Below are 22,892 nucleotides of genomic sequence, written 5' to 3'. Positions count from 1 at the left end.
GACGGGGGTTCGCCCGTCCGCCCCTCCGGGTCACAGGGCGAAGCAGTTGGGCCGGATGGCCGCGTCGGTGAGCACCTGCCGCACCACCGTGTAGGTGGTGCCGTCCAGGATGAGGCTGAGGTGGCCGACCAGCCGCAGCGGGCACGCGCTCTGGATCAGCACGTTGGTCGAGCCGTCGGCCAGCGCGGCGTTGGCGATCGGCCAGACCAGCTCGTCCTGCCACGTCCGGACGGTGGCCCAGCGGATGGCGCCGGGGGTGTCGTCGCCGTCGTTGAGGGCGGTGAGCAGGTCCGAGCCGATGGACATCTGCTGGCAGGCGATGATGCCGGCGCAGTTGCCGAGGCCGACGAACTTCAGGATGTTCGCGGCGTAGGTGCCCTGCTGCGGGCTGCCCAGGCTGACGTACCGGCCGACGGCGTCGGCGCCGCCGAGGAACTTGACGTACCAGCGGGAGACCAAGCCGCCCTCGGAGTGGGCGACGAGGTCCACCTTGGCCGCCCCGGTGCGGGCGCGGACCTGGTCGACGTACGTCTTGAAGGCGCGGGCGGACTCGCGGATGTCGCCGAAGCCCAGCCCGGGGATCTGGAAGATGGAGACCCGGAAGCCGTCGGCGCGCAACCGGGCGGCGATCGGCTCGTACGCGATGGAGACCCCGATCAGCCCCCCGACGACGATGACCGGATTGGCGTTCGCGGCCGCGGCGGTGGTGGACGCGGCGACCGTGCCGGCGCCGGTGGTGCGGTCGGGGGCGGCCGCGGCGGCGGTGGCCGGGACGAGCAGTGCGGTGACGGCCGCGGTGGCGGCGAGGATCGTTCGGAGCAGCATGGCTGCACCTCCGGTGGGAGGTTCCCGGGGAGCCGGGACGGCGGGTGGGGGATCCGATCGATCGTGGGACGATGATGCGGGCAAGAATTCACACACGTCAATGGCAAGTTACGCGCCGGTAACCCGTTGTCGCACCGAAGGTGTCTTCCGGCAAACCGGGCAGAGGACGACGGGGGCCGGCCGCGATCGCGGCCGGCCCCGTTCGGCTTCCTCGGTCAGGACGTCGGGTCGGTCTCCCCGTCGGCCGCCGCCTTCAGCGCCCGGGTGGCCTGGTCGAGCAGCGTGGTGGGATCCGTCCGGCCGTTGACCTGGATCTCCGCCTCCGAGTCGCCCACCTGGATGCGGACGCTCACCTCGGTCCGCTGCTGGTCCACCCAGCTCTGCAGCAGGTTGAACAGGCCGGGCAGCAGCGCCTGGGCGACCACCGCGATGATCACGGCGTCGCTGAAGCCGGGCCGGCCGCCCTGTCCGGCGCCGGCGTCGCGCACCGCGGCGCGGAACTCCGGCCGGCGGTGGATCCAGGTCAGCAGCGGCACCCGGGGCGGCCGGGCGGCACGCGGGGTCAGCATCATCCGCACGGGCGCTCCGGCCCGGTGCATGGAATCGGTCACGTCGTACTCCTCCTACTGGCCGCCGGGCCGGAACGTCAGCTTGCCGTCGACCACCAACAGCACCCCGACCACCTGAAACTCCTCGTCCTCGGTGAACGGGGTGGTCCCGAAGAACCCGGTGGTGGTGCCGGTCGCCCGGGCGGACCCACGCGCCTCGTACGGCGTCGACACCTGCGCCGCGGTCGGGCCGGTCAGGGTGAGTTCCACCTTCGGGTACCGGGTGATCTTCCAGGCGATCTTCTGCACCTTCTCCCCCGTGTAGTAGCGGAAGGGGCACCCCTCCGGCGCGGCCACCGTCCGGGCCGCGCAGGCGTCCAGGTACGCCTTGACGCTCTCCTCCGCCGTGGCCTGGGCCGCCGGGGCCAGCGTCGGCGTGAGCTCCGGGCTTCCCGCGCTCTCCTGCCCCGGCAGGACGTGGACGGCCTGCGACGGGGTCTCCGCCAGGGCGGTGCGCTGACCGCCCACCGTGTACGACCCGGGCAGCAGCGCCAGGGCGACGCCCTCCGGGGCGGACGGCGCCGGCTGGCCGTTGACGGTCAACCCCTCCTGCCCGCCGGGGAGGCTGAGCCGCGCGGGCGGCGCGGCGATCTGCCAGCGGTGGAACAGCCCCAGCGTCGCCGACTCGTCCCGGCGCAGCGGCAGCTCGGCGGTCAGCTCCTGCCCCGCCAGGGTGTAGTTGACCTTTGCGACCGCCTCGTCGCCGTCGCGCTCGACGGCCGTGACGTCCACGTCGGTCGGCGGCTGGTAGCCGTCCGCCCCGACCATCCGGGCGAGTTGCTCGCCGTCGCCGGCGGCCGCCCTCGCCTCCGGCGTCAACACCGCCAGGGCACCCCGGCCGTCCCGGTCGTCCAGCGCCGAGAAGTAGTCGTCGATTGCCGCCTGCGGGCGGAACAGCAGCCACTGCGCCGCGGTGAGCCCGCCCCCGCCGAGGCAGCCGACGAGCACCAGCGCGCCGACCAGCACCCAGGCCCGCCGGGAGCCGATCGGGCCCGGCCGGCCGAACAGCTCCTCGGTGCCCACCCGGACGGGGCTGCCGTCGGCGGCCGTCGCCGGATCGGCGGTGGCCGGCGTGAGCCGCTCCAGCCGGTCGAGCCGCAACTCCGACGGCGGGTGGGTGGCGCAGACCGCCTCGTCCCACCCGCTGCGACCGGTCTCGAAGGACCGGCGCCGTTCCAGCATCGACCGCATGCCGGCCGCGTGCCCGGCGAGGACGGCCCCGGCGTCGGCCCGGTACTCGGCGGCCCGGACGTCGCGCCGGTGGCAGGGCAGCACCACGAACCGCATGGTCAGCAGCACCGGCCAGAAGACGATGAAGACCAGCAGGTCGGTGGCCGGGTGCGGGAATCGGCGCATCAGCCAGGTCGGCACCGCGTGCACCAGCACCAGCGGCAGCCCGACCCCGCGGACGAAGGCGCTGGTCACCTCGTCACCGGTCCGCCAGTGCACCAACTCGTGGCTGAGCAGCGCCGCGACGTCCTCGTCGGACTCGTCGAGCAGGCTGGTGGTCACCACGATGTGCCGGGCGTACGCCCGGGCGTTGGTGAGCACCGGGTCGTCCTCGATCAGCAGCCGGGGCACGCCTGGCAGGCCGAGGCGCGCGGCGCACCCGGACAGGATGGGGCGAAGCCGTTCGGCCTCCCGGCGGCTGAGCTGACGCGCGCCGGAGACGCCCAGCAGCCACGGCTCCAGCAGCACCCGGCCGACGGTGTAGACGACGCCGACCAGGGCGGCGGCCACCACCATCCCGACCAGGCCGGTGAACAGGTTGGCCGGCTCGTCGAACGCGTCCCGCCAGGGCAGGATCAGCACGAGCAGGAAGCCCGCCAGGAACCCGAGCGCGAAGCCGGCGAACCCGCCGACCACCCCACCGGACCGGTTGAGGAAGGCGTCGAGCAGCGGGCCGACCAGCGGCGCGTCCCGCACCACCGCCGGCAGGGCCTCGCCGGATTGGGTACCCCCGGCGACCAGCCCGAGCACACCCAGCGAGAGCCCGCCCCACACGGCGGCCAGCAGGGCCAGCGGCAGGTAGAACCAGGCGGTCACGAAGGAGCCGAGCACGCCCCGCCAGTCCCGCAGAATGCCGGCGCGCAGCCACACCAACGCGTTCGGATACCCGGGTGGCCGGTCGGCGAGCCGCCGGTCGAGGGCGCCCGGTCCAGCCGGGCGCGGCGCGGCCGGCGGCGGCTCCGCCGCGGGTCTCACCTGGGGGTCAACGTCCGGGTCGCTCACGGCAAACTCCTCGACGACAGACGCCACCCATTCGCCGACGGCGAATGGCACCCGGTCACGGGCACGGCGCAGCGGACGGCGGCCGGGCCGACCGTCGACGGTATGTGCGCGGGCAGGAAAGCGGTGCCGACATCCGGTCAGCGGATTTCGACGTCGCAGGACATTACCTGTCGCGAATGGACGACGCCACCACGAATCGGGGCGGACCGATTGACGGCAGCCCGCCCTCGTGGCCCCGTCCCGCGCTCCACCAGCACGTTCAGCCGCTCTGCCCGAGGGGAGGTTCCGGTGGAAATAGGGGTTGGTGGACCCCCGGGCAGGCATTCCCAATCGGCGGTGAACAGGTCAGGACACGTCCGGGCCGGAGTCCGGCACCCTGCCGTTCCGCATCAACTGTCGACAATCCGCCATTGCGTCCGGCGCCGCGCGGGTCAACTGCCCAGCGCGCGTACCTTGGCGATCGTCTCCTGGACCTGCTGGGTGGCCGGGCCGGCACCCTGCGCCGCCTGGGTCAGCGCCTGCCGGTAGGCGTCCAGCATCCCGATCAGCGGCCCGGCCGCGACCCCTTCCAGGGCGCCGGCGACCAGTTCCCGCGCCTCGGCGGCGTCCTGCGCCGCGGCGGCGGTCTTGGCCTTCGCCTCGTCCAGCTTCTGCGCCGCGGCCGCCAGCCTGGCGATGACCTGTGCTGCGCTCACGCGCCCTCCCCTGCCCACCGGCCCGCCGCCCGGCCGGCCACGGTCCACGAGGGAGCCTACCGAGCGGCGCCAGCCGGCCGGCGCGGCGACAGCGGGCGGATCAGCGCAGGAAGCGGACGAGCAGCAGGCTGGCGCAGTACGCGGTCGGCACCAGCGCGACGCAGATGACGAAGCCGAGCGGGACGAACCGCGGCGGGTCCACGGTGGCCAGGGCCGGCCGTCCCCACCGGCCGAGGATCAGCCAGCCGGCGGCGAAGGAGAGCACCGGCAGCCCGGCGCAGATCCAGGCGCCCAGCGTGAAGCCGCTGACCAGCCCCACCCCGGAGGCGACCACCAGGACCAGCATGAGCAGCACCCCGGCGGCGGCGCAGGCCACGTAGACGGCCACCGCCCGGGCCGCCGGCGACCACGTCGGCAGCAGCTCCGGCCGGGCAGCCAGGGCCTCGACCTGCCGGGTCCGCAGATCGGACTCGTCGACCAGCCGGCGGGCGTCCTCCAGCACGGCCGCCGGGTCGGCGTCGTGGTCGGGGCTCGGGGACCCGCCCACGGCGTCCGGGTCTTCCGTACCGGACGCGGTGGCCGGGGGGAGGCCGATCGCCGTGCCGAGCTGGTCCAGCCGCTGGCCCTGGGCGGCGAGCCGCTGGCCGAGCTGCGCGACCCCGCCGTGCAGCCGCCGCCGGCGCTCCGCCTCGGCGGCGGCGCCCCGCTCGCCCTCGCGTACCTGCACGGAGAGCTGGCGCACCGCGGCGGCGTACTCGTCGAACGTGGACACTCAGCGCTCCTCGTCCTCGGTCCGGTACCCGGGGCGGACGAACGGCACGATCAGCGCGGTCCGCTGCGCGTGCCGGTCCACCAGCAGCGCCCGGTCGGCCCGGGGAACGTACGCCAGGTCGGTGACGCCCAGGTGCAGGCCGAGGTCGGCGGCCGGCACGTTGAGCGCCACCAGGCAGGCCACGTCGTCGCGGTTCTGCGAGCCGCCGAGGTCGTCGGCGAGCCGGCGCAGCCCGCGCCACCAGCCGAGCAGGTGCACCCCCTGGCCGGGGCCCTGGCGCAGCAGCGCGCGCAGGTCGTCGTGCCCGGAGCGGAAGGTGTCCGGGTCGGTCCGGGCGAGGGCGGCGCCGGCGGCGTCCGCGCCGAAGACCACCAGGTACCGCCGGCCCCGCTGCTCCGGGTCGGCGGCCAGCTCGCCGATCCGCCGCCGCAGCCCCGCCGCGTCGACCACGGTGACCGGGTGCCCGGCCGCCTTGATCCCGGCGGCGGTCTCGTCGGCCAGCTCGTCGGCGGCCTCCACCAGCGGCGCGAGCACGAACTCGGCCTCGCCGGGGGCGTGCTGGCGGGCCAGGCTCAGCGCGGCGGCCCGCAGCACGTGCGCCCCGGTCGTCGCGGTGCCCACCACGGCCAGGTGCCGCCCGGGGGTGGCGTCCAGGGCGAACTGGGCCGGGCTGCCGGCCACGTCGACCGTCCGGCCGACCAGCACCGACGGTCGGCGCCCGCCGGGGCGCAGGGCGGTCGCGGCCGGCTCGTCCTCCAGGTGCGCGGGCTCGTACCCCCGGAACACCGACGGCGGTGGCCAGCCCTCCGGCCGGTCGTCCCAGAGTTCGTAGCGCAGCCGGGCGACCTGCCGGGCGTCGGCGTGCGCGTCGGGGAAGCGGACCAGCAGGTCGCCGGCGGGCGCACCGGCGGCGGTGTTGACCACGGCCGTGCCGACCGCGCCGGCGGTGGCGGCGCCGGACACGCGCGGGCCGAGCACGGCCTCGCCGCCGGGCAGCGCCACCCTCAGCGCGAACTGCCCGAAGAGCGTGTCGGCGCGGCCGTAGAGGGCCTCGACGCCGCTGGTGCTCTGGCTGGCCAGCACCAGGTGCACGCCGTACGAGCGGCCCTTGCGGGCCAGCTCCTCCAGCAGGTCGACGGCCTCCCGGGCCAGCCGGTCGTTGCCGGCGAGCAGCACGTGGAACTCGTCCACCACGGTCACGATCCGGGGCGCCGGCACGTCCGCCGGCAGGTCGGCGAGCTTGGTGATCCCGTGCCGCTTGAACTCCTCGGCCCGGCGGCCCAGCTCCCGGCGCAGCTCGCGGAGCACCGCGAGGCCGTACTCGCGGTCGGACTCGACGCCGACGGTCCGGGCGTGCGGCAGGAACGACGGGTCCCGTTCGGTGGGGACGAACTCGGTGAAGCTGACGCCCTCCTTGAAGTCGAGCAGCCAGAGCTGGAGTTCCGCCGGGGAGTAGCGGGCGGACAGTCCGTAGAGGACGTCGACGAGGAAGACGGTCTTGCCGGCGCCGGTGCGCCCGCCGACCAGCCAGTGCGGGGTGGCGTCGTCGAAGGCGAGGGTGACCGGCTCCCGCCCGGCCCGGCCGACCACCGTACGCAGCCCGGCCCGCGCCGACTCCGTCCAGCGCCGCTCGGGCAGCAGGTCCGCGACGTGCAGCGCCGCGTCGCGCCGCACGGCCGCGGCCAGCCGCCCGGCGAGCGAGCGTACGGCCTCCTGCGGCGGGTCGCCGTCGAGCAGCACCGGTACGGCCAGCCCGGTGCCGTCGTCGCCGAACGGGTGCCCGGGCGGGTCGCCGACCCAGGCGTACCGCTCGTCGAGGCGCAGCGTGGTGGTGGCGCCCAGCGGCGGCGCCTGCCCGGGCGGCGCCGGCGGGTGCCCGGCGAGCAGCACGCAGACCGCGGCGGCCGGCCCGGCGTGGGTGAGCGCGGCGAGCCGGGCCAGCTCGCGCGGGGCCGGCGCGGAGGCGGCCACCACCAGCAGCAGCTCGTGGTCGTCGCGGCCGGCGTGCTGGGCGGCGCGGGCGTGCGCCTCGGCGGCGTCGAGCAGCGCGCCGATCTCGGCCTCGGTGGTGGCGGTCGCGCCGAGCACGCCGGCCTCGCGCAGCGGCCGCAGCGGCAGGAAGGTGGCGCCCAGCGCGGCGGGGTCGATGCCGACCACCCGGACGGCGCCGGGCGGGGTGGTGGCGAGCAGTCGCAGCACCAGCACCCGCAGCAGCACCGCCACCCGGGGGTCGCGGGCGTCGGAGCTGATCGCGAGGTGCCGCCCGGCGCCCAGCGGCAGCAGCAGCGGGAACCGGCCGTCGGCGGTGGTGGCGTCGCCGACGCGCACCGGCGCGGGCTCGCCGGCGGGGCGGGCCGCCGGGGCGGTGGGCGCGGTCAGCCCGGCGGCGAGGCGGCCGAGCCGGGCGACGAGGTCGACGGTGCGCTCCGGCACCGGCTGCCCGGCCAGCCGGTCGAGCAGCGCCCGGGCCTGGGACCACCGCTCACGGGCCCGCCGGTGGGCGGTGACCGCCTGCCCGTACGCCGACGCGAGCCTGCCCACCGTCTGCTCCCCCACGACGTCCGTCCGGTCGAGGGAACCCTAACGGAGCCGGGCCGGTGGCGCACCAGCCGGGACGCGGGCCGGCTCGGCTCAGGCGGGGCGGCAGGCCGGGTCGGGCGGGCCGTCGGCGGCCCCGCAGTGGTACACCTCGACCGGTTCCGCGTGCACGTCCGGGACCTCCGCCACCCGCAGCAGCGCGATCCGCTTCGCGACCGGCTCGCCGGAGTCCGGGGCGTACCGGACCAGGCCGGCGACCCCCGGGTAGCCGCCGGCGGCGTTCTGCCGCAGCACCTCGGCGTGCACCCCGGCCGGGTTGACCGCGCGCGGCTCCCAGCGCCGGCCGGTGTCGGCGTGCCGCAGCCGGGCGGCGAGGCTCTCCAGCGCCCGCACCATCATCATCGACGCGTCGTAGGCGAGGCTGACCCGCTCCCCCACCGGGGTGCCGGTGTCGTCCCGGCAGCGCGGCGGGTCCAGCAGGTCGTCGGCGCGTACCCAGCTGAGGAAGGTGCCCCGGGCGTCGTCGCGCCGGGCCTGCGCGGCCCGCAACGCGCCGCAGGTGGCCAGGGCCGCCTTCGACACGTACGTCACCGGCAGGTTGCCCGGCGCGCTGGCCCGCAGCCCCGGGTTGGCCATGTAGCGGTTCACCGAGTCGTCGGCGAGCAGGTGCCGGGGCGGATTCGCGCCGCACTCCTTCAGCGCGCGCAGGAACCCGTCGAACTCCGACCACCGGCCGGCGAAGATCAGCACGCCGGGGTAGCCGCACTCCTCGGTCAGCCGCCGCCCGGTGCGCCACTCGTCCAGCCGGGTGAGTCGGTCGCCGAACCGTTCTCGCAGGCCGTCGACCAGAGTGGAGACGTAGAGGTCGTCGGCGAGCGAGCTGCCCTCCCCGGTGGTGTGGTAGACGTGCGCCTCAGTCACCTTCAACACCTGCCGGGAGTACGCCTCCAGCATCCGGGCCTGGTCGGAGTTGGGCGCCGACATCTGCAGGTAGAGGCTGGAGTTCTGGTCCATCTTGTCGGCCGACAGGGTGGGCGCGAGCACCGGCAGGCCGACCCGGTTGAGCTCGCGCAGCGCGGCGGCGGTGCTGGTCCGGCTCTCCACCAGGCCGACCACCCCGAGCAGGGTCGGATCGTCCCGGGCCAGTTCCTCCAGCATGGTCACCGCCCGGCCGGCATGGCGCATCTGCCGCCCGCCGTTGGCGACGACGATGTGCAGCAGGGCGGCGCCGTCGGCGGCGGCGGACTCCTTGAGCAGGGCGTACTGGGCCGTCGCCATGCCCTCCAGTTCCTCCCGCTCGGAGACGTACGACTCCTCGTCCGCGCGGGTCCGGTTGCCGGTGAGCGAGCCCAGGTAGACCAGGGTCAGGTACGGCCGGCGGTGCTCGCTGCGCCGCCAGACCTCCTCGGCGGCGCGGTTCTGCGCGAAGATCCGCCGCTGCACCGCCCGGAGCCGCTCCTGGCCCGGGTCGCTGTTGAACAACTGCCCCGCGCTGTCGCTGTAGCCGACGCACTCGCCGTCGACCACCTGCACCTTGACCTGCCCGGTGAGGGACGGGTGGCAGTCGGGCGCCCAGCGCCGGTCGGCCCACGCCCCGACGGCCAGCAGCAGCACCAGGGCCACCGCCGCCGGCAGGAAGCGTCGCGACCACCACGGCGGGTCCGGCGCCACCAGCGCCCGGGGGGTGACCCCCGGCGGGGGCACGTCGTCCCCGCTCTCCAACCGCAGGACGACCAGCCAGGCGGCGGGGCGGCGCAGCCGCCGGGTCTCCGGCAGCGCCTCGGCCCACTCCTCGTACGCCTCGTCGGCCTCCCGCAGCGCGCGGGTGGCGGGCAGTTCCGGCGGTGGCTCGTCGGCGACCGCCACGACCAGCAGCGGGTCGTTGCGACCGGTCTCGTTGCGGACGTCGTTGAGCAGCCGGACCAGGGTGTGCCCGACGGTGCCGACCGCAACGCCGTCGAGCAGCAGCACCGGGTACGCGGTGCGCCGCCAGTCCCCCGGCCGCCAGAACCGCCGGCGGTACGCCAGCCGCAGGTCCTCCAGGAAGGCGTGCAGCAGCAGCTTGTCCACCTGGGCGGGCTGTTCGCCGTCGCGCCAGCCGGCGGTGAGCCGTTCGGCGAAGCCGAGGAAGGTCACCGACTGCCGGGGCGCGAGGTACTGCTGCCGCATGAACCAGCGGTAGTGCCGGCCGACGAGCGGCACCCGCCCGGACACGGCGATCCGGAACACCGCGCTGGGCACTGCGCGGCGCAGCAGCCAGAGCAGCACCTGCAGGGCGGTGCCGAAGCCCGACTCGCCGGTCACCGGGGGCTCCTCGGCGGAGCGCCGGCCCCGCCGGTCGCGCAGCCGCCGCACCAGCGCCGCCCGGCCGCCGTCGGCGGTGTCGACGTCGACGCCCAGGCTCTGGTGCATCAGCCAGTCGGCCAGCGGGTAGTGCCGGAACCGCAGGCGGGCCGTGCCGAACGCCTCCAGGGAGAGCTGCCGGTGCAGCTCGCGCAGCACGGCGGGGATGTCGTCGGCGCCGGGCCGGGCGGCCGGATCGAGCACGGCGTGCGGCACCCGGCGTCCGGTGCCCTGGCCGACGAAGCGGCGCAGCAGGCCCGCCACGTCACCAGCGCCGGACGCGCGGACCAGCCAGAGCAGCGGCAGCCGCCGGTCCCCGCGTCGGGGCCGGCGCAGCAGCCGGACCAGCAGGGAGAGCAGTTCGGGCCCACCGGCGGGGAGCCGGTCCCGGGTCGGGCGGGGCGGCTGGCGGGTCGTCGGTTCTCGCATCGCGCCCCTTTGCCGAGTCCAGGGAAGCCACGGACCACCCATTGTCGGTGGTGGATGCAACACCGGCGGCGGCCGGCGGTCCCGCGCGGGGACCACCGGCCGCCGGGGGCGGGTCGGTCAGCCCAGTACCGCGTTCAGCGCCGGCAGGTAGCCGTACCGGTAGCCGTCGGCGTCCGGGTGGTACGCCTCGATGACACCGGAGACGTCCCGGATCCACGGGTCGGCGGCGCAGACCCCGTGGCCGGCGAAGAAGGGACGGGTGTCGGCGAAGGTGGCGCCGGCGGCCGCCGCGCGGTCGGCGATGACCGTGGCGAGCAGGTCGGCGGCTTCGTTGAGGATGGTGCGCTTGTAGGTGCTCATGGCCAGCAGCCCGCAGTAGTTCGTCTCGAACAGTCGCGGGTAGCCGAGCACGACGAGCCGGGCGTTGGGGGCGCGGTTGCGGATGGCGGCGTAGGTGGCGTCGAGCCGGCCGGGCAGCGTTGCGGTGGCGAACGCCTTGGCTTCGTTGACGGCGTTGGTGCAGGTCGAGGTGCTGCCGAAGCGGCAGCTGGTGATGACGTCGGCGAAGCCGGCGTCGTTGCCGCCGATGGTGATGGTGACCAGCGTGGTGCTGGTGCTCAGCGAGTTGACCTGGCTGTTGATCACGTCGGAAGTGACCGCCCCGCCGCAGGCCGGGAAGCGGAAGCTGGTCACCGCGTTGGCGGCGGCCCAGAGCGGGGCGTACGACTTCTGGCTGCGCAGACAGGTGGAGAGGTCGTACGGGCCGGCGCCGACCCCCGAGGAGTAGGAGTCGCCGAGGGCGACGTAGTTGACGGTGGCCGCCTGGGCGGTGCCGGGGACGAGCACGACGCCGAGGACGGTGGCGAGCAGGGCGACCAGCGCGGTGACGGCGCGGGCCAGGGCGCGGTGGGGCATCACGGACCTCCACGGAGCAGGGGTGGTGGGATCCTCGTGACCGCGCGCTGGTCAGGGGTGTGGGTCTTGTTACTAGTCGGTAATACTATCGAAACATTTAGATCAACTGAACAGCTGATCTCGCCGCGGGGGCGGACACGTTCACAAACGTCGATTAGGTTCATCCTGCGAACACCCCGATGGAGGGAGTCCACCTCGTGCGACGTGTTTTCACGGCGGCCATCGCCGCCCTGACCGTCACCACCGCCGGCACCCTGGTGACCGGCACCCCCGGCCAGGCCGCCCTACCGGGTTGGGGCCGGCCGGTCCCGGTCGCCGCCGCACCGGCGCCCGGCAGCCCGGGTCTGGGCGACAGCTACTTCCCCTACTACGGCAACGGCGGGTACGACGTCAGCCACTACGACGTCCGCCTGCGCTACGAGCCGGCCACCGACCGGCTCACCGGCACCACCACCGTCCTGGCGAAGGCCACCCAGGACCTGTCCCGCTTCAACCTCGACTTCCTGCTCGACGTGGAGTCCGTCCGGGTCAACGGCTGGTCCGCCACCCACACCCGGGAGGGCACCCACGAGCTGGTGGTCACCCCGCCTCGCACCATCGCCAAGGACCAACTGCTCACCATCGTGGTGAAGTACTCCGGGGTGCCGTCGGAGACCGAGGTCAACGGCTACAGCGGCTGGACGCGGACCGCCGACGGCGCGCTGGCGGTCAACGAGCCCGAGTCCGCCTGGTGGTGGTTCCCGGCCAACGACCACCCGCTGGACAAGGCCACCTTCGACATCTCGGTGTCGGTGCCCACCGGCGTCGAGGTGATCAGCAACGGGGTGCAGCCGCGCGCCCCGCTGGCCGAGGCCGGCAACCGGATGCGGTGGAGCTGGCGCAGCACCAAGCCGGCCGCCACCTATCTCGCGTTCCTGGCGATCGGCCAGTACGACATCGTCACCGACAGCGCGCCGAACGGCCAGCCGGTGATCAACGCGTACAGCACCACGCTGGGCGAGCGCGGACCGGCCGCCCGGGCCAGCATCGAGCGGACCGCGGAGATCGTCGACTGGGCGAGCGGGCTGTTCGGGCCGTACCCGTTCGAGGCCCAGGGGGGCGTGGCCGGGCCGATCGACGGCATCGGCTTCGCGCTGGAGACGCAGACCCGATCGGTGTACGGGCCGAGCTTCTGGCGCCGCGGCGCGAACACCTACGTGGTGGTGCACGAGAACGCCCACCAGTGGTTCGGCGACTCGGTGTCGGTCGCGCAGTGGCGCGACATCTGGCTCAACGAGGGCTTCGCCTCGTACGCGGAGTGGCTCTGGTCGGAGGAGCAGGGCGAGGGCACCGCGCAGGAACTCTTCGACTTCACCTACGCCTCCTACCCGGAGGACTCGGAGTTCTGGCAGGTGCCGCCGGGTGACCCGGGCGCCGACCGGATCTTCGACGACGCGGTCTACGACCGGGGCGCGATGGCGCTGCACCAGCTCCGGCTGACCGTCGGCGACGAGGCGTTCTTCGAGATCCTGCCGGCCTGGACGGCCGAACACCGGTACGGCAACGCCTCCGTCGCCCAGTTCCAGGCCCTCGCCGAGCGGATCTCCGGTCTGGACCTGGACGGGTTCTTCACCACCTGGCTGTTCACCGCCGGCCGGCCGACGCTGGCCACGGCCGCCCGCGCGACGGCCACTGACGCTCCCGAGCAGCCGAAGTCGTGGACGAAGATCCGCGAGGCGCACCAGCTCCTGCAGCGCTGACGCCGGCCCCGGCCGGGTGCCCGCTCCCCTTCTTCGGGGCCGGGTGCCCGGCCGGTGCGCCGCCCACCTCCGTGGCCCGCACGGTCAGCGTGCGCACCGCTCAGGGGCGAACGACAGCCCGCTGGAGCGAACTCCACTGGCGGGCGCTACAGACCTGATGACGTGAACGATTCACCCGGCCCGCGCGGCGTCAGGCCGTCGGCGTCGACACCGGCGGCGCGGTCGGTGCGCCGGCGGCGGCCTCGATCGCCCGGATGTGCCGGTAGGCGAACCAGAGCGGTGGGAAGGCGCCTACGGCGAAGGAGAGGTCGACCAGCGTCCAGAACCACGGGATGTCCCGGATCGGCCCGCAGATCAGCGCGAGCGGCACGATGCCGGCGCAGGCGATCATGCCGAGCTGCACCACCCAGACGTTGCGCACCGGGTCCCGCAGCGGACCCCAGAAGGCCACCGCCAGCACCAGGTGGGCGAAGGCGAGCCAGTCGGTGCCGTAGAGCATGAACGGGTAGCGGTCGCCGGTCTCCACCAGCCCGGTGTGTACCCGCTCGACCCAGTCGACCAGCGCCGGCAGGTCGTCGGCGAGCGGGTCCAGCGCGCGCAGCAGCCAGCGCACCTCGATCTCCAGCGGGAACGCGGTCACTCCACTGAGGAAGAGACCCACCAGCACGACCCACAGCCACCGGCGGACGCGCCGCAGCCGCTCCTCGGTATCCATGCCCGGAGCGTAGCGATGATCTTCGCGCCGCCCGGTCCCGTGGACGCCGGATCCACCGGCGAACCTCATGACCTCGCTCACCCGCAACCGGTCGCCTCAGGGCAGGCAGTCGGCCGGGGGCACCTCGATCAGGGCCGCGCCGGCCGACCGGGGGTGACGGCGGGACCGGGCCGGCGCCCCGCCGGCGCAGTCCGCTTCGGCCCGGACCAGTCGGCTGGACGGCAGCCGCCCCGCCCCCGGCCGGCGCACCGCCGCCGGGTACCAGCCGGGCGGCGGGCTCCCCGCCGGGCGGGGCGTCGTGGCCGGGCGGGCGGTCGCCACGGGCCGGGTCGCGGGCCGGACGACGCGGGTGGCGATGGCGGCGACCCGGCGGGCCGGGCGGCGCACCATGGGCGCGGCCAGCGCCAGGGCGACCCGGCGACGCAGCCGGTGGTCGCGCAGCCCGTCGAGGGCGACGCCTGCGGCGGTCGTGGCGACGGCGGTCACCGCGCCGGCCAGCACCAGGGTCTGCCGGGGGCCGGCGTGCTCGGAGAGCCAGCCGAGCAGGGGCGCGCCGACCGCCGCCGAGACCGAGCCGGTGACCGCCAGGGCGGCCAGCACCCGGCCGCGCATGGCGTAGTCGGTGTCGAGCTGGGCGCGGGCGCCGACCGTGGTGTCGATGACCACCGCCGCCGCGGCCACCGGGAGGATCACCGCGGCGAAGGTGACCGTGCCGGGAGCCAGCCCGGCGGCGATCTGCAACACGCTGGCCAGCAGGCCGGCGCAGATCAGCAGCCCGTAGCCCAGCTCGCGGCGGCGGGCCGCCACCAGCGCGCCCAGCACCGTGCCGACCGCGAAGACGGTGGAGAGCACGCCGTAGCCCGACGCCCCGGCGGCCAGCGGGCCGTCACTCATCGCCGCCATGGTCACCTGGTAGTTGCGGCCCAAGCTGCCCAGCACGAACGACAGCGCCAACGCGACCAGCACCACCGGCTGGCGCAGCAGGTAGCGGAAGCCGGCCCGGATGCCGCCGCCCGCCGGCGCCGCATCGGCCGCCGCCGGCTCGCCGGTGTGCCGCTCCCCCTCGCGTACGGCGAACAGGGCGCCGACCACCGCGACGAAGCTGGCCGCGTTGACGGCGAAGAGCAGTGCGGGGCCGGCGGCGGCGACCACGACGGCGCCGGCGCTCATGCCGAGGATGCGGCCGGCGGAGTTGGTCAGCGAGCCGAGCGCGAGGGCGTTGCCGAGGTCCTCCCGGTCGACCAGCGTCGAGGACCAGCGGCCCGACACCGGCCCCTCGATCGCCGACACCGCCCCGGTCACCAGCGCGATCGCGTAGATCGCCGGGAGGCCGCCGACGCCGGTGACGGCGACCACCGCCAGTCCCGCGGCGAGCAGAGCGTGTACCGCCTGGGCGGCGATCAGCAACGGCTTCGCCCGCAGCCGGTCGGCCAGCGCCCCGCCCCAGACGCTGAGCAGCAGCGTCGGCAGGGCTTGGAGCAGGACGGCCAGGCCCATCGAGGTCGCCGAGCGGGTCTGCTCGAGCACGTACCAGTTGACGCCGAGCACCTGCATCCAGGTCCCGATCACTGATACGAAACCGGCACCGGCCCAGATCCGGTAGTTGCGGTGACGCAGCGCGGCGAACGTGCTTCCGAGGGCCACGAGGGCCTCCCCGTCCAGACGACGACATGACGAAGCCGAACCCACGGCGGGTTCGGCAGCGGCCAAGTCTGCCGCGCGCTAAACCGATTTGCGGCTTTCGTGAGCGGACTCACCGGGTCGACGGCGCCGGCGTGGGGGCACGCCCCGCCAGCCCGGCAGGCCCCGGGACGGACCGGACGCCGACGACAGACACCCCGGTCGGGACGGGCACGTCCGGACCGGGGTGTCGGTGCGGCGGGGTCGCCGCCGAGGTCGTCAGCGGGCGGCGAGCGGCTGCCGGGCCGGGTCCACCAGCGCGGGCAGGGTGCCGACCCCGCCCAGGTACGAGTGGATCGCCGCGGCGGCGGCCCGCCCCTCGGCGATGGCCCAGACGATCAGCGAGGCCCCCCGGTGCATGTCACCGGCGACGAAGACGCCGTCGGCGTCGGTCTGCCAGTCGGGCCGGGCGTCGACCGCGCCCCGGGAATTGCGGCGCACCCCGAACTGCTCCAGCAGCGGCTGCTGCTCGGTGCCCTCGAAGCCGATCGCCAGCAGGACCAGGTCGGCCGGGAGTTCACGCTCGGAGCCGGGCAGCGGGGTGACGATCCGCCGGCCGTCCCGCTTCTCGACCCGGACCTCGGCGATCCGCACGCCCTTGACCTGGCCGGTCCCGTCGTCGACGAACTCCTGCACGGCGACGGCGAAGACCCGCCCGCCGCCCTCCTCGTGCGCCGGGTAGTTGCGCAGCACCCACGGCCAGGTCGGCCACGGGTCCCGGGCGGCGTCCCGGGCCTGCGGGGGCTCCGGGTAGAGATCGAGCTGGTGCACCCCGGCCGCGCCCTGCCGGTGGGCCACCCCGAGACAGTCGGCGGCGGTGTCACCGCCGCCGATGATCACGACGTGCTTGCCGGCGGCGTCGATGGGAGTGCCGTCGGGCAGCACCGCCAGGGCCGGGCGGCCCTCGCCCGCCGCCGCGACCACCCGATTCGCCGCGACCAGGTGCGCCATCGCCTGGTGGACGCCGCGCAGCTGCCGCCCGGGCGTCTCGGGAGTGTCCCGACCCTGGAGCGCGCCGCAGGCCAGCAGCACCGCGTCGTGCTCGGCGCGCAACTGCTCGGCGGTCACGTCCACCCCGACGTCCACCCCGGTGCGGAACTGGACGCCCTCGGCGGCGAGCTGGGCCAGCCGCCGGTCGATGTGCTGCTTCTCCAGCTTGAAGTCGGGAATGCCGTACCGCAGCAGGCCACCGAGCGCGTCGTCGCGCTCGTACACGGTCACCGCGTGACCGGCGCGGGCGAGCTGCTGCGCGGCGGCGAGACCGGCGGGACCGGAGCCGACCACCGCCACCGACCGGCCGGTCGGCGCCGGCACCGGGCGGGGCCGCAGCCCGCCCCGGGCCACCGCCGCGTCGGCGATCTCCACCTCGACCTGCTTGATGGTGACCGGCTGACCGCCACCGATGCCCAGCACGCAGGCGGCCTCGCAGGGCGCCGGGCAGAGCCGGCCGGTGAACTCGGGGAAGTTGTTGGTGGCGTGCAGCGACTCCACCGCGGCGTCCCAGTTGCCGGTCCGGACCAGGTCGTTCCAGTCCGGGATGCGGTTGCCCAGCGGGCAGCCGTCGTGGCAGAACGGGATGCCGCAGTCCATGCACCGGGTGGCCTGCTCGCGGATCAGCTCCTCGCCGGCCGGCGGGTAGACCTCGCGCCAGTCGCTGATCCGCACCGACACCGGGCGGCGCGCCGGCAGCCGCCGGTCGTAGCGCAGGAAACCGTTCGGGTCAGGCACGAGCCACCTCCTGGGCCGCCACCCGCGGGGCGGGCGGCACCGGCGCGGTCAGCGCAGACATGACCGCGTCGTCGACGTCACGGCCGGCGGCTTCGGCGGCCCGCATGATCTCCATCACCCGGCGGTAGTCCCGGGGGACCACCGCGGTGAACTCCTCCACCGCTTCCGGCCAGCGCTTGAGCAGCTCCGCGCCGAGCACCGAGTCGGTCTCCGCGACGTGCCGTTGCACCAGCTCGTGCAGCAGGTCGCGCTCGGAGTCGCGCAGCGACACCAGGTCCACCAGTTCGGTGTTGACCCGGCCCCGGTCCAGCCGGTGCACGTACGCGGTCCCGCCGGACATGCCGGCGGCGAAGTTGCGACCGGTCTCGCCGAGCACCACCACGGTGCCGCCGGTCATGTACTCGCACCCGTGGTCGCCGACGCCCTCGACGACGGCCACCGCGCCCGAGTTGCGCACCGCGAAGCGCTCCCCCACCCGGCCGCGCAGGAACAGCTCGCCGCCGGTCGCCCCGTACAGGATGGTGTTGCCGGCGATGATCTGGTCCTCGGCCCGCGCCCCGGCGGCGGCCTCCGGGTCGGCGAACGGCGCGGCGGCGTCCGGGCGGACGACGATCCGGCCGCCGGAGAGCCCCTTGCCGACGTAGTCGTTGGCGTCGCCGTGCAGCCGCAGGGTGACCCCGCGCGGCAGGAACGCGCCGAAGGACTGGCCGGCGGTGCCCCGCAGCACGAACTCGATCGTGTCGTCGGGCAGGCCGGCGCCGCCGAAGCGGCGGGTGACCTCGCCGCCGAGCATCGCGCCGACGCTGCGGTGCTCGTTGCGCACCGCCACCTCGACCCGCACCGGGCTGCCGTCGCGCAGCGCCGGCTGCGCCAGCGCGATCAGCTCGTTGTCCAGGGCCAGCTCCAGGCCGTGGTCCTGGGCCCGCACCCCGCGCCGCGCGGCGTCCGCCGGCAGCTCCGGCAGGTGCAGTACGCGCCCGAGGTCCAGCCCGTGCGCCTTCCAGTGCTCCACCGCCGGGGCGACGTCGAGCAGCTCGGCGTGCCCGATCGCCTCGTCGATGCTGCGGAAGCCCAGCTCGGCGAGGTAGCCGCGGACCTCCTCGGCGAGGAAGAGGAAGAAGTTCTCCACGAACTCCGGCTTGCCGGTGAACCGCTCGCGCAGCACCGGGTTCTGGGTGGCGATGCCGACCGGACAGGTGTCCAGGTGGCAGACCCGCATCATCACGCAGCCCTCGACGATCAGCGGGGCGGTGGCGAAGCCGAACTCCTCGGCGCCGAGCAGCGCCGCGACCAGCACGTCCCGGCCGGTCTTGAGCTGGCCGTCGACCTGCACCGTGACCCGGTCGCGGAGCTTGTTGAGCAGCAGCGTCTGCTGCGCCTCGGCCAGGCCCAGCTCCCACGGCGTACCGGCGTGCTTGAGGGAGTTCAGCGGGGACGCGCCGGTACCGCCGTCGTGCCCGGAGATCAGGATGACGTCGGCCTTGAGCTTGGCGACGCCGGCCGCGACGGTACCCACGCCGACCTCGCTGACCAGCTTGACGTGCACCCGCGCGGCGGGGTTGACGCACTTGAGGTCGTGCACCAGCTGGGCGAGGTCCTCGATGGAGTAGATGTCGTGGTGCGGCGGCGGGGAGATCAGGCCGACGCCCGGGGTGGCGTGCCGGGTACGGGCGATCCACGGCCAGACCTTGTTGCCGGGCAGCTGCCCGCCCTCGCCAGGCTTGGCGCCCTGGGCCATCTTGATCTGGAGGTCGTCGGCGTTGACCAGGTATTCGCTGGTCACGCCGAAGCGGCCGCTGGCGATCTGCTTGACCGCGGAGCGGCGCGCCGGGTCGTACAGCCGCTCGACGTCCTCGCCGCCCTCGCCGGTGTTGGACTTGCCGCCGAGCCGGTTCATCGCGATCGCCAGGGTCTCGTGCGCCTCCGCCGAGATCGACCCGTACGACATGGCGCCGGTGGCGAACCGCTTGACGATCTCGGTGGCCGGCTCGACCTCGTCCAGCGGCACCGCCGGGCGCACCCCGGTACGCAGGGTGAACAGCCCACGCAGCGAGCCGCCCTGCGCGGCCAGCTCGTCGACCTTGGCGGTGTACTGCCGGAAGACGTCGTACTGGCGGCTGCGGGTGGCGTGCTGGAGCAGGAAGACCGTCTCCGGGTTGAACAGGTGCAGCTCGCCCTCGCGGCGCCACTGGTACTCGCCGCCGACCTCCAGCCGGTCGGAGGTCTGCGCGCCCGGTGCCGGCCAGGCCAGCGCGTGCCGGGCGGCCACCTCGGCGTGGATCTCGTCCAGCCCGACGCCGCTGATGGTGCTGGGGGTGCCGCGGAAGTAGCGCTCCACCAGCCGGGTGTGCAGCCCGACCGCCTCGAAGACCTGCGCGCCGCAGTACGACGACACGGTGGAGATGCCCATCTTGGACATGATCTTCAGGACGCCCTTGCCGAGCGCCTTGACGTAGTTGCGGACCGCCCTCGCCGCCAGCTCCGACGGCGGCTCATCGGGCCTGGTCGGGGCGACTCCGGTCAGTACTCCGGTGGAGATCATGTCCTCGACCGACTCGAAGGCCAGGTACGGGTTGACCGCCGCCGCGCCGTACCCGATCAGCACGGCCGCGTGGTGCACCTCGCGGCAGTCGCCGGACTCCACGATCAGCGCCACCTGGGTGCGGGTCTGCTCGCGGACCAGGTGCTGGTGCACCGCGGCGGTGAGCAGCAGCGACGGGATCGGCGCCAGGTCGGCGTTGGAGTCGCGGTCGGAGAGGACCAGGATCCGGACGCCGTCCTCGATCGCCTCGGAGACGTGCCGGCAGATCTCGGTCAGCCGGGCCTTGATGCCGGCGCCGCCGTCGCGGACCCGGTAGAGCCCGGAGACCCGGACCGCCTTGAAGCCGGGCAGGTCGCCGTCCTCGTCGATGGAGAGGATCTTGGCCAGCTCGTCGTTGTCGATCACCGGGTAGGGCAGCACGATCTGCCGGCAGCTGGCCGGTCCCGGGTCGAGCAGGTTGCCCTCCGGCCCGATGGTCGACGACAGGCTGGTCACCAGCTCCTCCCGGATGGCGTCCAGCGGCGGGTTGGTGACCTGGGCGAAGAGCTGGTGGAAGTAGTCGTAGAGCAGCCGCGGCCGGGTCGACAGCGGGGAGATCGGAGTGTCGGTGCCCATCGAGCCGAGCGGCTCCGCGCCGAGGCGGGCCATCGGCGCGAGCAGGATCTTCAGCTCCTCCTCGGTGTAGCCGAAGGTCTGCTGGCGGCGGCGCACCGAGTCGTGGGTGTAGACGATGTGCTTGCGCGGCGGCAGATCGGTCAGGTCGATCAGCCCGGCGTGCAGCCACTCGGCGTACGGCTGGGCGGCGGCCAGCTCGGTCTTGATCTCGTCGTCCTGCACGATCCGCCCGTTGACCGTGTCGACCAGGAACATCTTCCCCGGCTGGAGGCGGCCCTTGGCGACCACGGTGGCCGGGTCGAGGTCGAGTACGCCGGCCTCGCTGCCCAGCACGACCAGCCCGTCGGAGGTCCGCCACCAGCGGCCCGGGCGCAGCCCGTTGCGGTCCAGCACCGCGCCGACGATCTCGCCGTCGGTGAAGGCGACCGAGGCGGGGCCGTCCCACGGCTCCATCAGGCTGGCGTGGAAGCGGTAAAAGGCCCGCTTGTCGGCCCGCATGCCCGGGTCGTTCTCCCAGGCCTCCGGGATCATCATCAGCACCGCGTGCGGCAGGCTCCGCCCGGCCAGGTGCAGCAGTTCGAGGACCTCGTCGAAGTTCGCCGAGTCGGAGGCGCCCGGGGTGCAGACCGGGAAGATCCGCCGGATGTTGCCGGGCAGGTCCGGGCTGCGCAGCAGCGCCTCCCGGGCCTGCATCCAGTTCCGGTTGCCGCGGATCGTGTTGATCTCACCGTTGTGCGCGATGAACCGGTACGGGTGCGCCAGCGGCCAGGACGGGAAGGTGTTGGTGGAGAAGCGGGAGTGCACCAGCGCGATCGCACTCTCCACCCGCTCGTCGGTCAGCTCCGGGAAGTACGCCGGGAGCTGGTCCGGGGTGAGCATGCCCTTCCAGGTCATGGTCCGCGCCGACAGCGACGGGAAGTACGCGGGCACACCCCGCTCGGCGCTCTCCCGCTCGGCCTGCTTGCGCACGCAGAACGCCACCCGGTCCAGTTCGAGGCCGCTCAGCGGGGAGCCGGCCGGGCCGGCCGGGGTGTCGGTGAGCCGGTGCGCGGCCAGGAAGAGCTGGCGGATCCGGGGCATCGCCGCGAGCGCGGTCTCGCCCAGCCCGCTCGGGTCGACCGGGACGTCCCGCCAGCCGAGCAGGTCGGCCCCCTCGACCAGGGCGTACTTCTCCACCACCTGCCGGGCACGGGCCTCGGCGGCGTCGTCGTCGGGGAGGAAGACCAGGCCGGTGGCGTACTGGCCGGCCGGCGGCAACGGGAAGTCGACCACGGCGCGCAGGAACGCGTCCGGGATCTGGATCATGATCCCCGCGCCGTCGCCGGTGTTGTGCTCCGCGCCCCGGGCGCCGCGATGGTCCAGGCGGCAGAGCGCGCCGAGGCCGTTCGCCACCACCGCGTGGGAGCGCCGGCCGTGCAGGTCCGCCACGAAGGCCACGCCGCACGCGTCGTGCTCGTTCGCCGGGTCGTAGAGACCGGCCGCGGGCGGTGCCGACTGCGGGCTGTGAGGGTACGGAAAGGCCACCGGGCCTCCTGTCGTCACTCAGGGATGGATCATGGTCGGGACGACGTCGGCCCTTGGCGGTTTATTGAGTCTACGTTAGGGAGACCCGCGCAAGGCCAGTGCAGATTGATCACACCTTCCAGACTCTGGGACATGTAGTCTCGCGCGGTGGATCCTCTGCACAGCGAACTTCTCGCGCGGCTGGAGCACTTCTACGACGCGGTCCCCCGGGACGTCGCCCGCGCAGAGGAGTACGGCGCGCTCGTGCTCTTCGTCCGCGAGGGCGTGGGCTGGCCGTTCTACGCCCGGCCGCGCCTCGACGCCACCGCGCCCCCGTCGCTGGCCGACGTGACCGCCGTACGCGAGCGGCAGCGGGAGCTGGGCCTGCCGGAAGCCCTGGAGTGGGTGCACGAGACCACCCCCGAGCTGCTCACCGTGGCCCGCTCGGCGGGGCTGGGCGTGCTGGAGGCGCCGCTGATGGTGCTCGACCCGGACGCGCTGCCCGACCCGGCGACGCTCACCGACGTACCCCTGCGGGTGCTGGACCCGGACGCGCCCGGCTTCGCCGCCGACGTGGCCGCCCGCCGCGCGGTCGCCGCGGTCGGCTTCGCCGCCGCCGGCACCGCCCGGGGCGAGGCCGGCCCGGCGCAGCGGGACGCCGCGATCACCGAGCTGGACGTCGCGGCGCTGGACGAGGAGCGGACCCGCATCGCCGACGGCCGCCGGCTCTCCGTGCTGGCCGGCACGCCCGAGGAGGGGGCGCTGGCCAGCGGGATGGCGATGCGGGTCGGCGACGTGGCCGAGATCGCCGGGGTGGCCACCCTGCCGGCCGCCCGCCGCCGCGGAATGGGCGCGGCGGTCACCGCCGCCATCGCCCGCGAGCTGCTGGCCGCCGGCACCGACCTAGTCTTCCTCTCCGCCGGCAGCGAGGAGATCGCCCGGGTCTACCTCCGCGTCGGCTTCCGCCGCATCGGCACCGCCTGCATAGCCGAACCCACCGCCCTCATCTAACC

At 74.7% G+C, this 22,892-nt stretch carries 14 protein-coding genes; 2 read left to right on the top strand and 12 right to left on the bottom strand.

Annotated elements, in window-relative coordinates; genetic code table 11:
* Window positions 1–30: 30 nt before the first annotated feature.
* The 8 genes from V6U88_RS05835 to V6U88_RS05800 all read right to left on the bottom strand — a co-directional run bounded on the left by V6U88_RS05835 (window position 31) and on the right by V6U88_RS05800 (window position 11,357).
* Window positions 31–825 (bottom strand): lipase family alpha/beta hydrolase, encoded by a 795-nt coding sequence (locus V6U88_RS05835; protein ID WP_334450498.1) that lies wholly within the window; start codon window positions 823–825, stop codon window positions 31–33.
* Window positions 826–1,040: 215 nt separating this feature from the next.
* Entirely contained in the window at window positions 1,041–1,436 is a 396-nt protein-coding gene (locus V6U88_RS05830; RefSeq protein ID WP_334450496.1) for an effector-associated constant component EACC1, read from the bottom strand.
* Window positions 1,437–1,448: 12 nt separating this feature from the next.
* Complete coding sequence (locus V6U88_RS05825; RefSeq protein WP_334450495.1) at window positions 1,449–3,665, bottom strand: M48 family metalloprotease; 2,217 nt, start codon at window positions 3,663–3,665, stop codon at window positions 1,449–1,451.
* A gap of 431 nt (window positions 3,666–4,096) precedes the next feature.
* On the bottom strand, window positions 4,097–4,360 hold the full coding sequence (locus tag V6U88_RS05820; protein WP_154943759.1) for a DUF6244 family protein: 264 nt from the start codon (window positions 4,358–4,360) through the stop codon (window positions 4,097–4,099).
* A gap of 100 nt (window positions 4,361–4,460) precedes the next feature.
* The gene (locus tag V6U88_RS05815) at window positions 4,461–5,132 is read right to left on the bottom strand and encodes a hypothetical protein (protein WP_334450493.1); all 672 of its coding nucleotides are present in this window, start codon (window positions 5,130–5,132) and stop codon (window positions 4,461–4,463) included.
* A complete protein-coding gene (locus V6U88_RS05810) occupies window positions 5,133–7,673 on the bottom strand; it encodes an FtsK/SpoIIIE domain-containing protein (RefSeq protein WP_334450492.1) in 2,541 nt (846 codons plus the stop codon).
* Between the two features lie 90 nt (window positions 7,674–7,763).
* Window positions 7,764–10,442 (bottom strand): hypothetical protein, encoded by a 2,679-nt coding sequence (locus V6U88_RS05805; protein WP_334450491.1) that lies wholly within the window; start codon window positions 10,440–10,442, stop codon window positions 7,764–7,766.
* Window positions 10,443–10,559: 117 nt separating this feature from the next.
* Window positions 10,560–11,357 (bottom strand): SGNH/GDSL hydrolase family protein, encoded by a 798-nt coding sequence (locus tag V6U88_RS05800; protein WP_334450490.1) that lies wholly within the window; start codon window positions 11,355–11,357, stop codon window positions 10,560–10,562.
* Window positions 11,358–11,554: 197 nt separating this feature from the next.
* On the opposite strand from V6U88_RS05800, the gene V6U88_RS05795 reads away from it, so the two are divergent.
* Window positions 11,555–13,096 carry a M1 family metallopeptidase gene (locus V6U88_RS05795; RefSeq protein ID WP_334450489.1) on the top strand — a complete coding sequence of 514 codons (1,542 nt, stop codon included), beginning with the start codon at window positions 11,555–11,557 and terminating at the stop codon, window positions 13,094–13,096.
* Window positions 13,097–13,286: 190 nt separating this feature from the next.
* Here V6U88_RS05795 and V6U88_RS05790 read toward each other — a convergent pair whose 3' ends face one another.
* The 4 genes from V6U88_RS05790 to gltB form a co-directional block, all read right to left on the bottom strand.
* Window positions 13,287–13,811, bottom strand: coding sequence for a hypothetical protein (locus tag V6U88_RS05790; protein WP_334450488.1), 525 nt, complete (start codon window positions 13,809–13,811; stop codon window positions 13,287–13,289).
* Window positions 13,812–13,907: 96 nt separating this feature from the next.
* The gene (locus V6U88_RS05785) at window positions 13,908–15,455 is read right to left on the bottom strand and encodes an MFS transporter (RefSeq protein WP_334450487.1); all 1,548 of its coding nucleotides are present in this window, start codon (window positions 15,453–15,455) and stop codon (window positions 13,908–13,910) included.
* Between the two features lie 255 nt (window positions 15,456–15,710).
* Window positions 15,711–17,219 (bottom strand): glutamate synthase subunit beta, encoded by a 1,509-nt coding sequence (locus tag V6U88_RS05780; protein WP_334450486.1) that lies wholly within the window; start codon window positions 17,217–17,219, stop codon window positions 15,711–15,713.
* Window positions 17,212–21,900 carry a glutamate synthase large subunit gene (gene gltB / locus V6U88_RS05775; RefSeq protein ID WP_334450485.1) on the bottom strand — a complete coding sequence of 1,563 codons (4,689 nt, stop codon included), beginning with the start codon at window positions 21,898–21,900 and terminating at the stop codon, window positions 17,212–17,214. The genes V6U88_RS05780 and gltB overlap by 8 nt, the downstream gene beginning before the upstream one ends.
* Window positions 21,901–22,047: 147 nt before the next feature.
* Between gltB and V6U88_RS05770 the strand changes: the two genes are divergently transcribed.
* Window positions 22,048–22,890 carry a GNAT family N-acetyltransferase gene (locus V6U88_RS05770; protein WP_334450484.1) on the top strand — a complete coding sequence of 281 codons (843 nt, stop codon included), beginning with the start codon at window positions 22,048–22,050 and terminating at the stop codon, window positions 22,888–22,890.
* Window positions 22,891–22,892 lie beyond the last annotated feature (2 nt).

Source organism: Micromonospora sp. CPCC 205739, from assembly GCF_036906795.1.
Classification (GTDB): Bacteria; Actinomycetota; Actinomycetes; order Mycobacteriales; family Micromonosporaceae; genus Micromonospora.
This window is presented reverse-complemented; position numbering and strand designations above follow the sequence as displayed.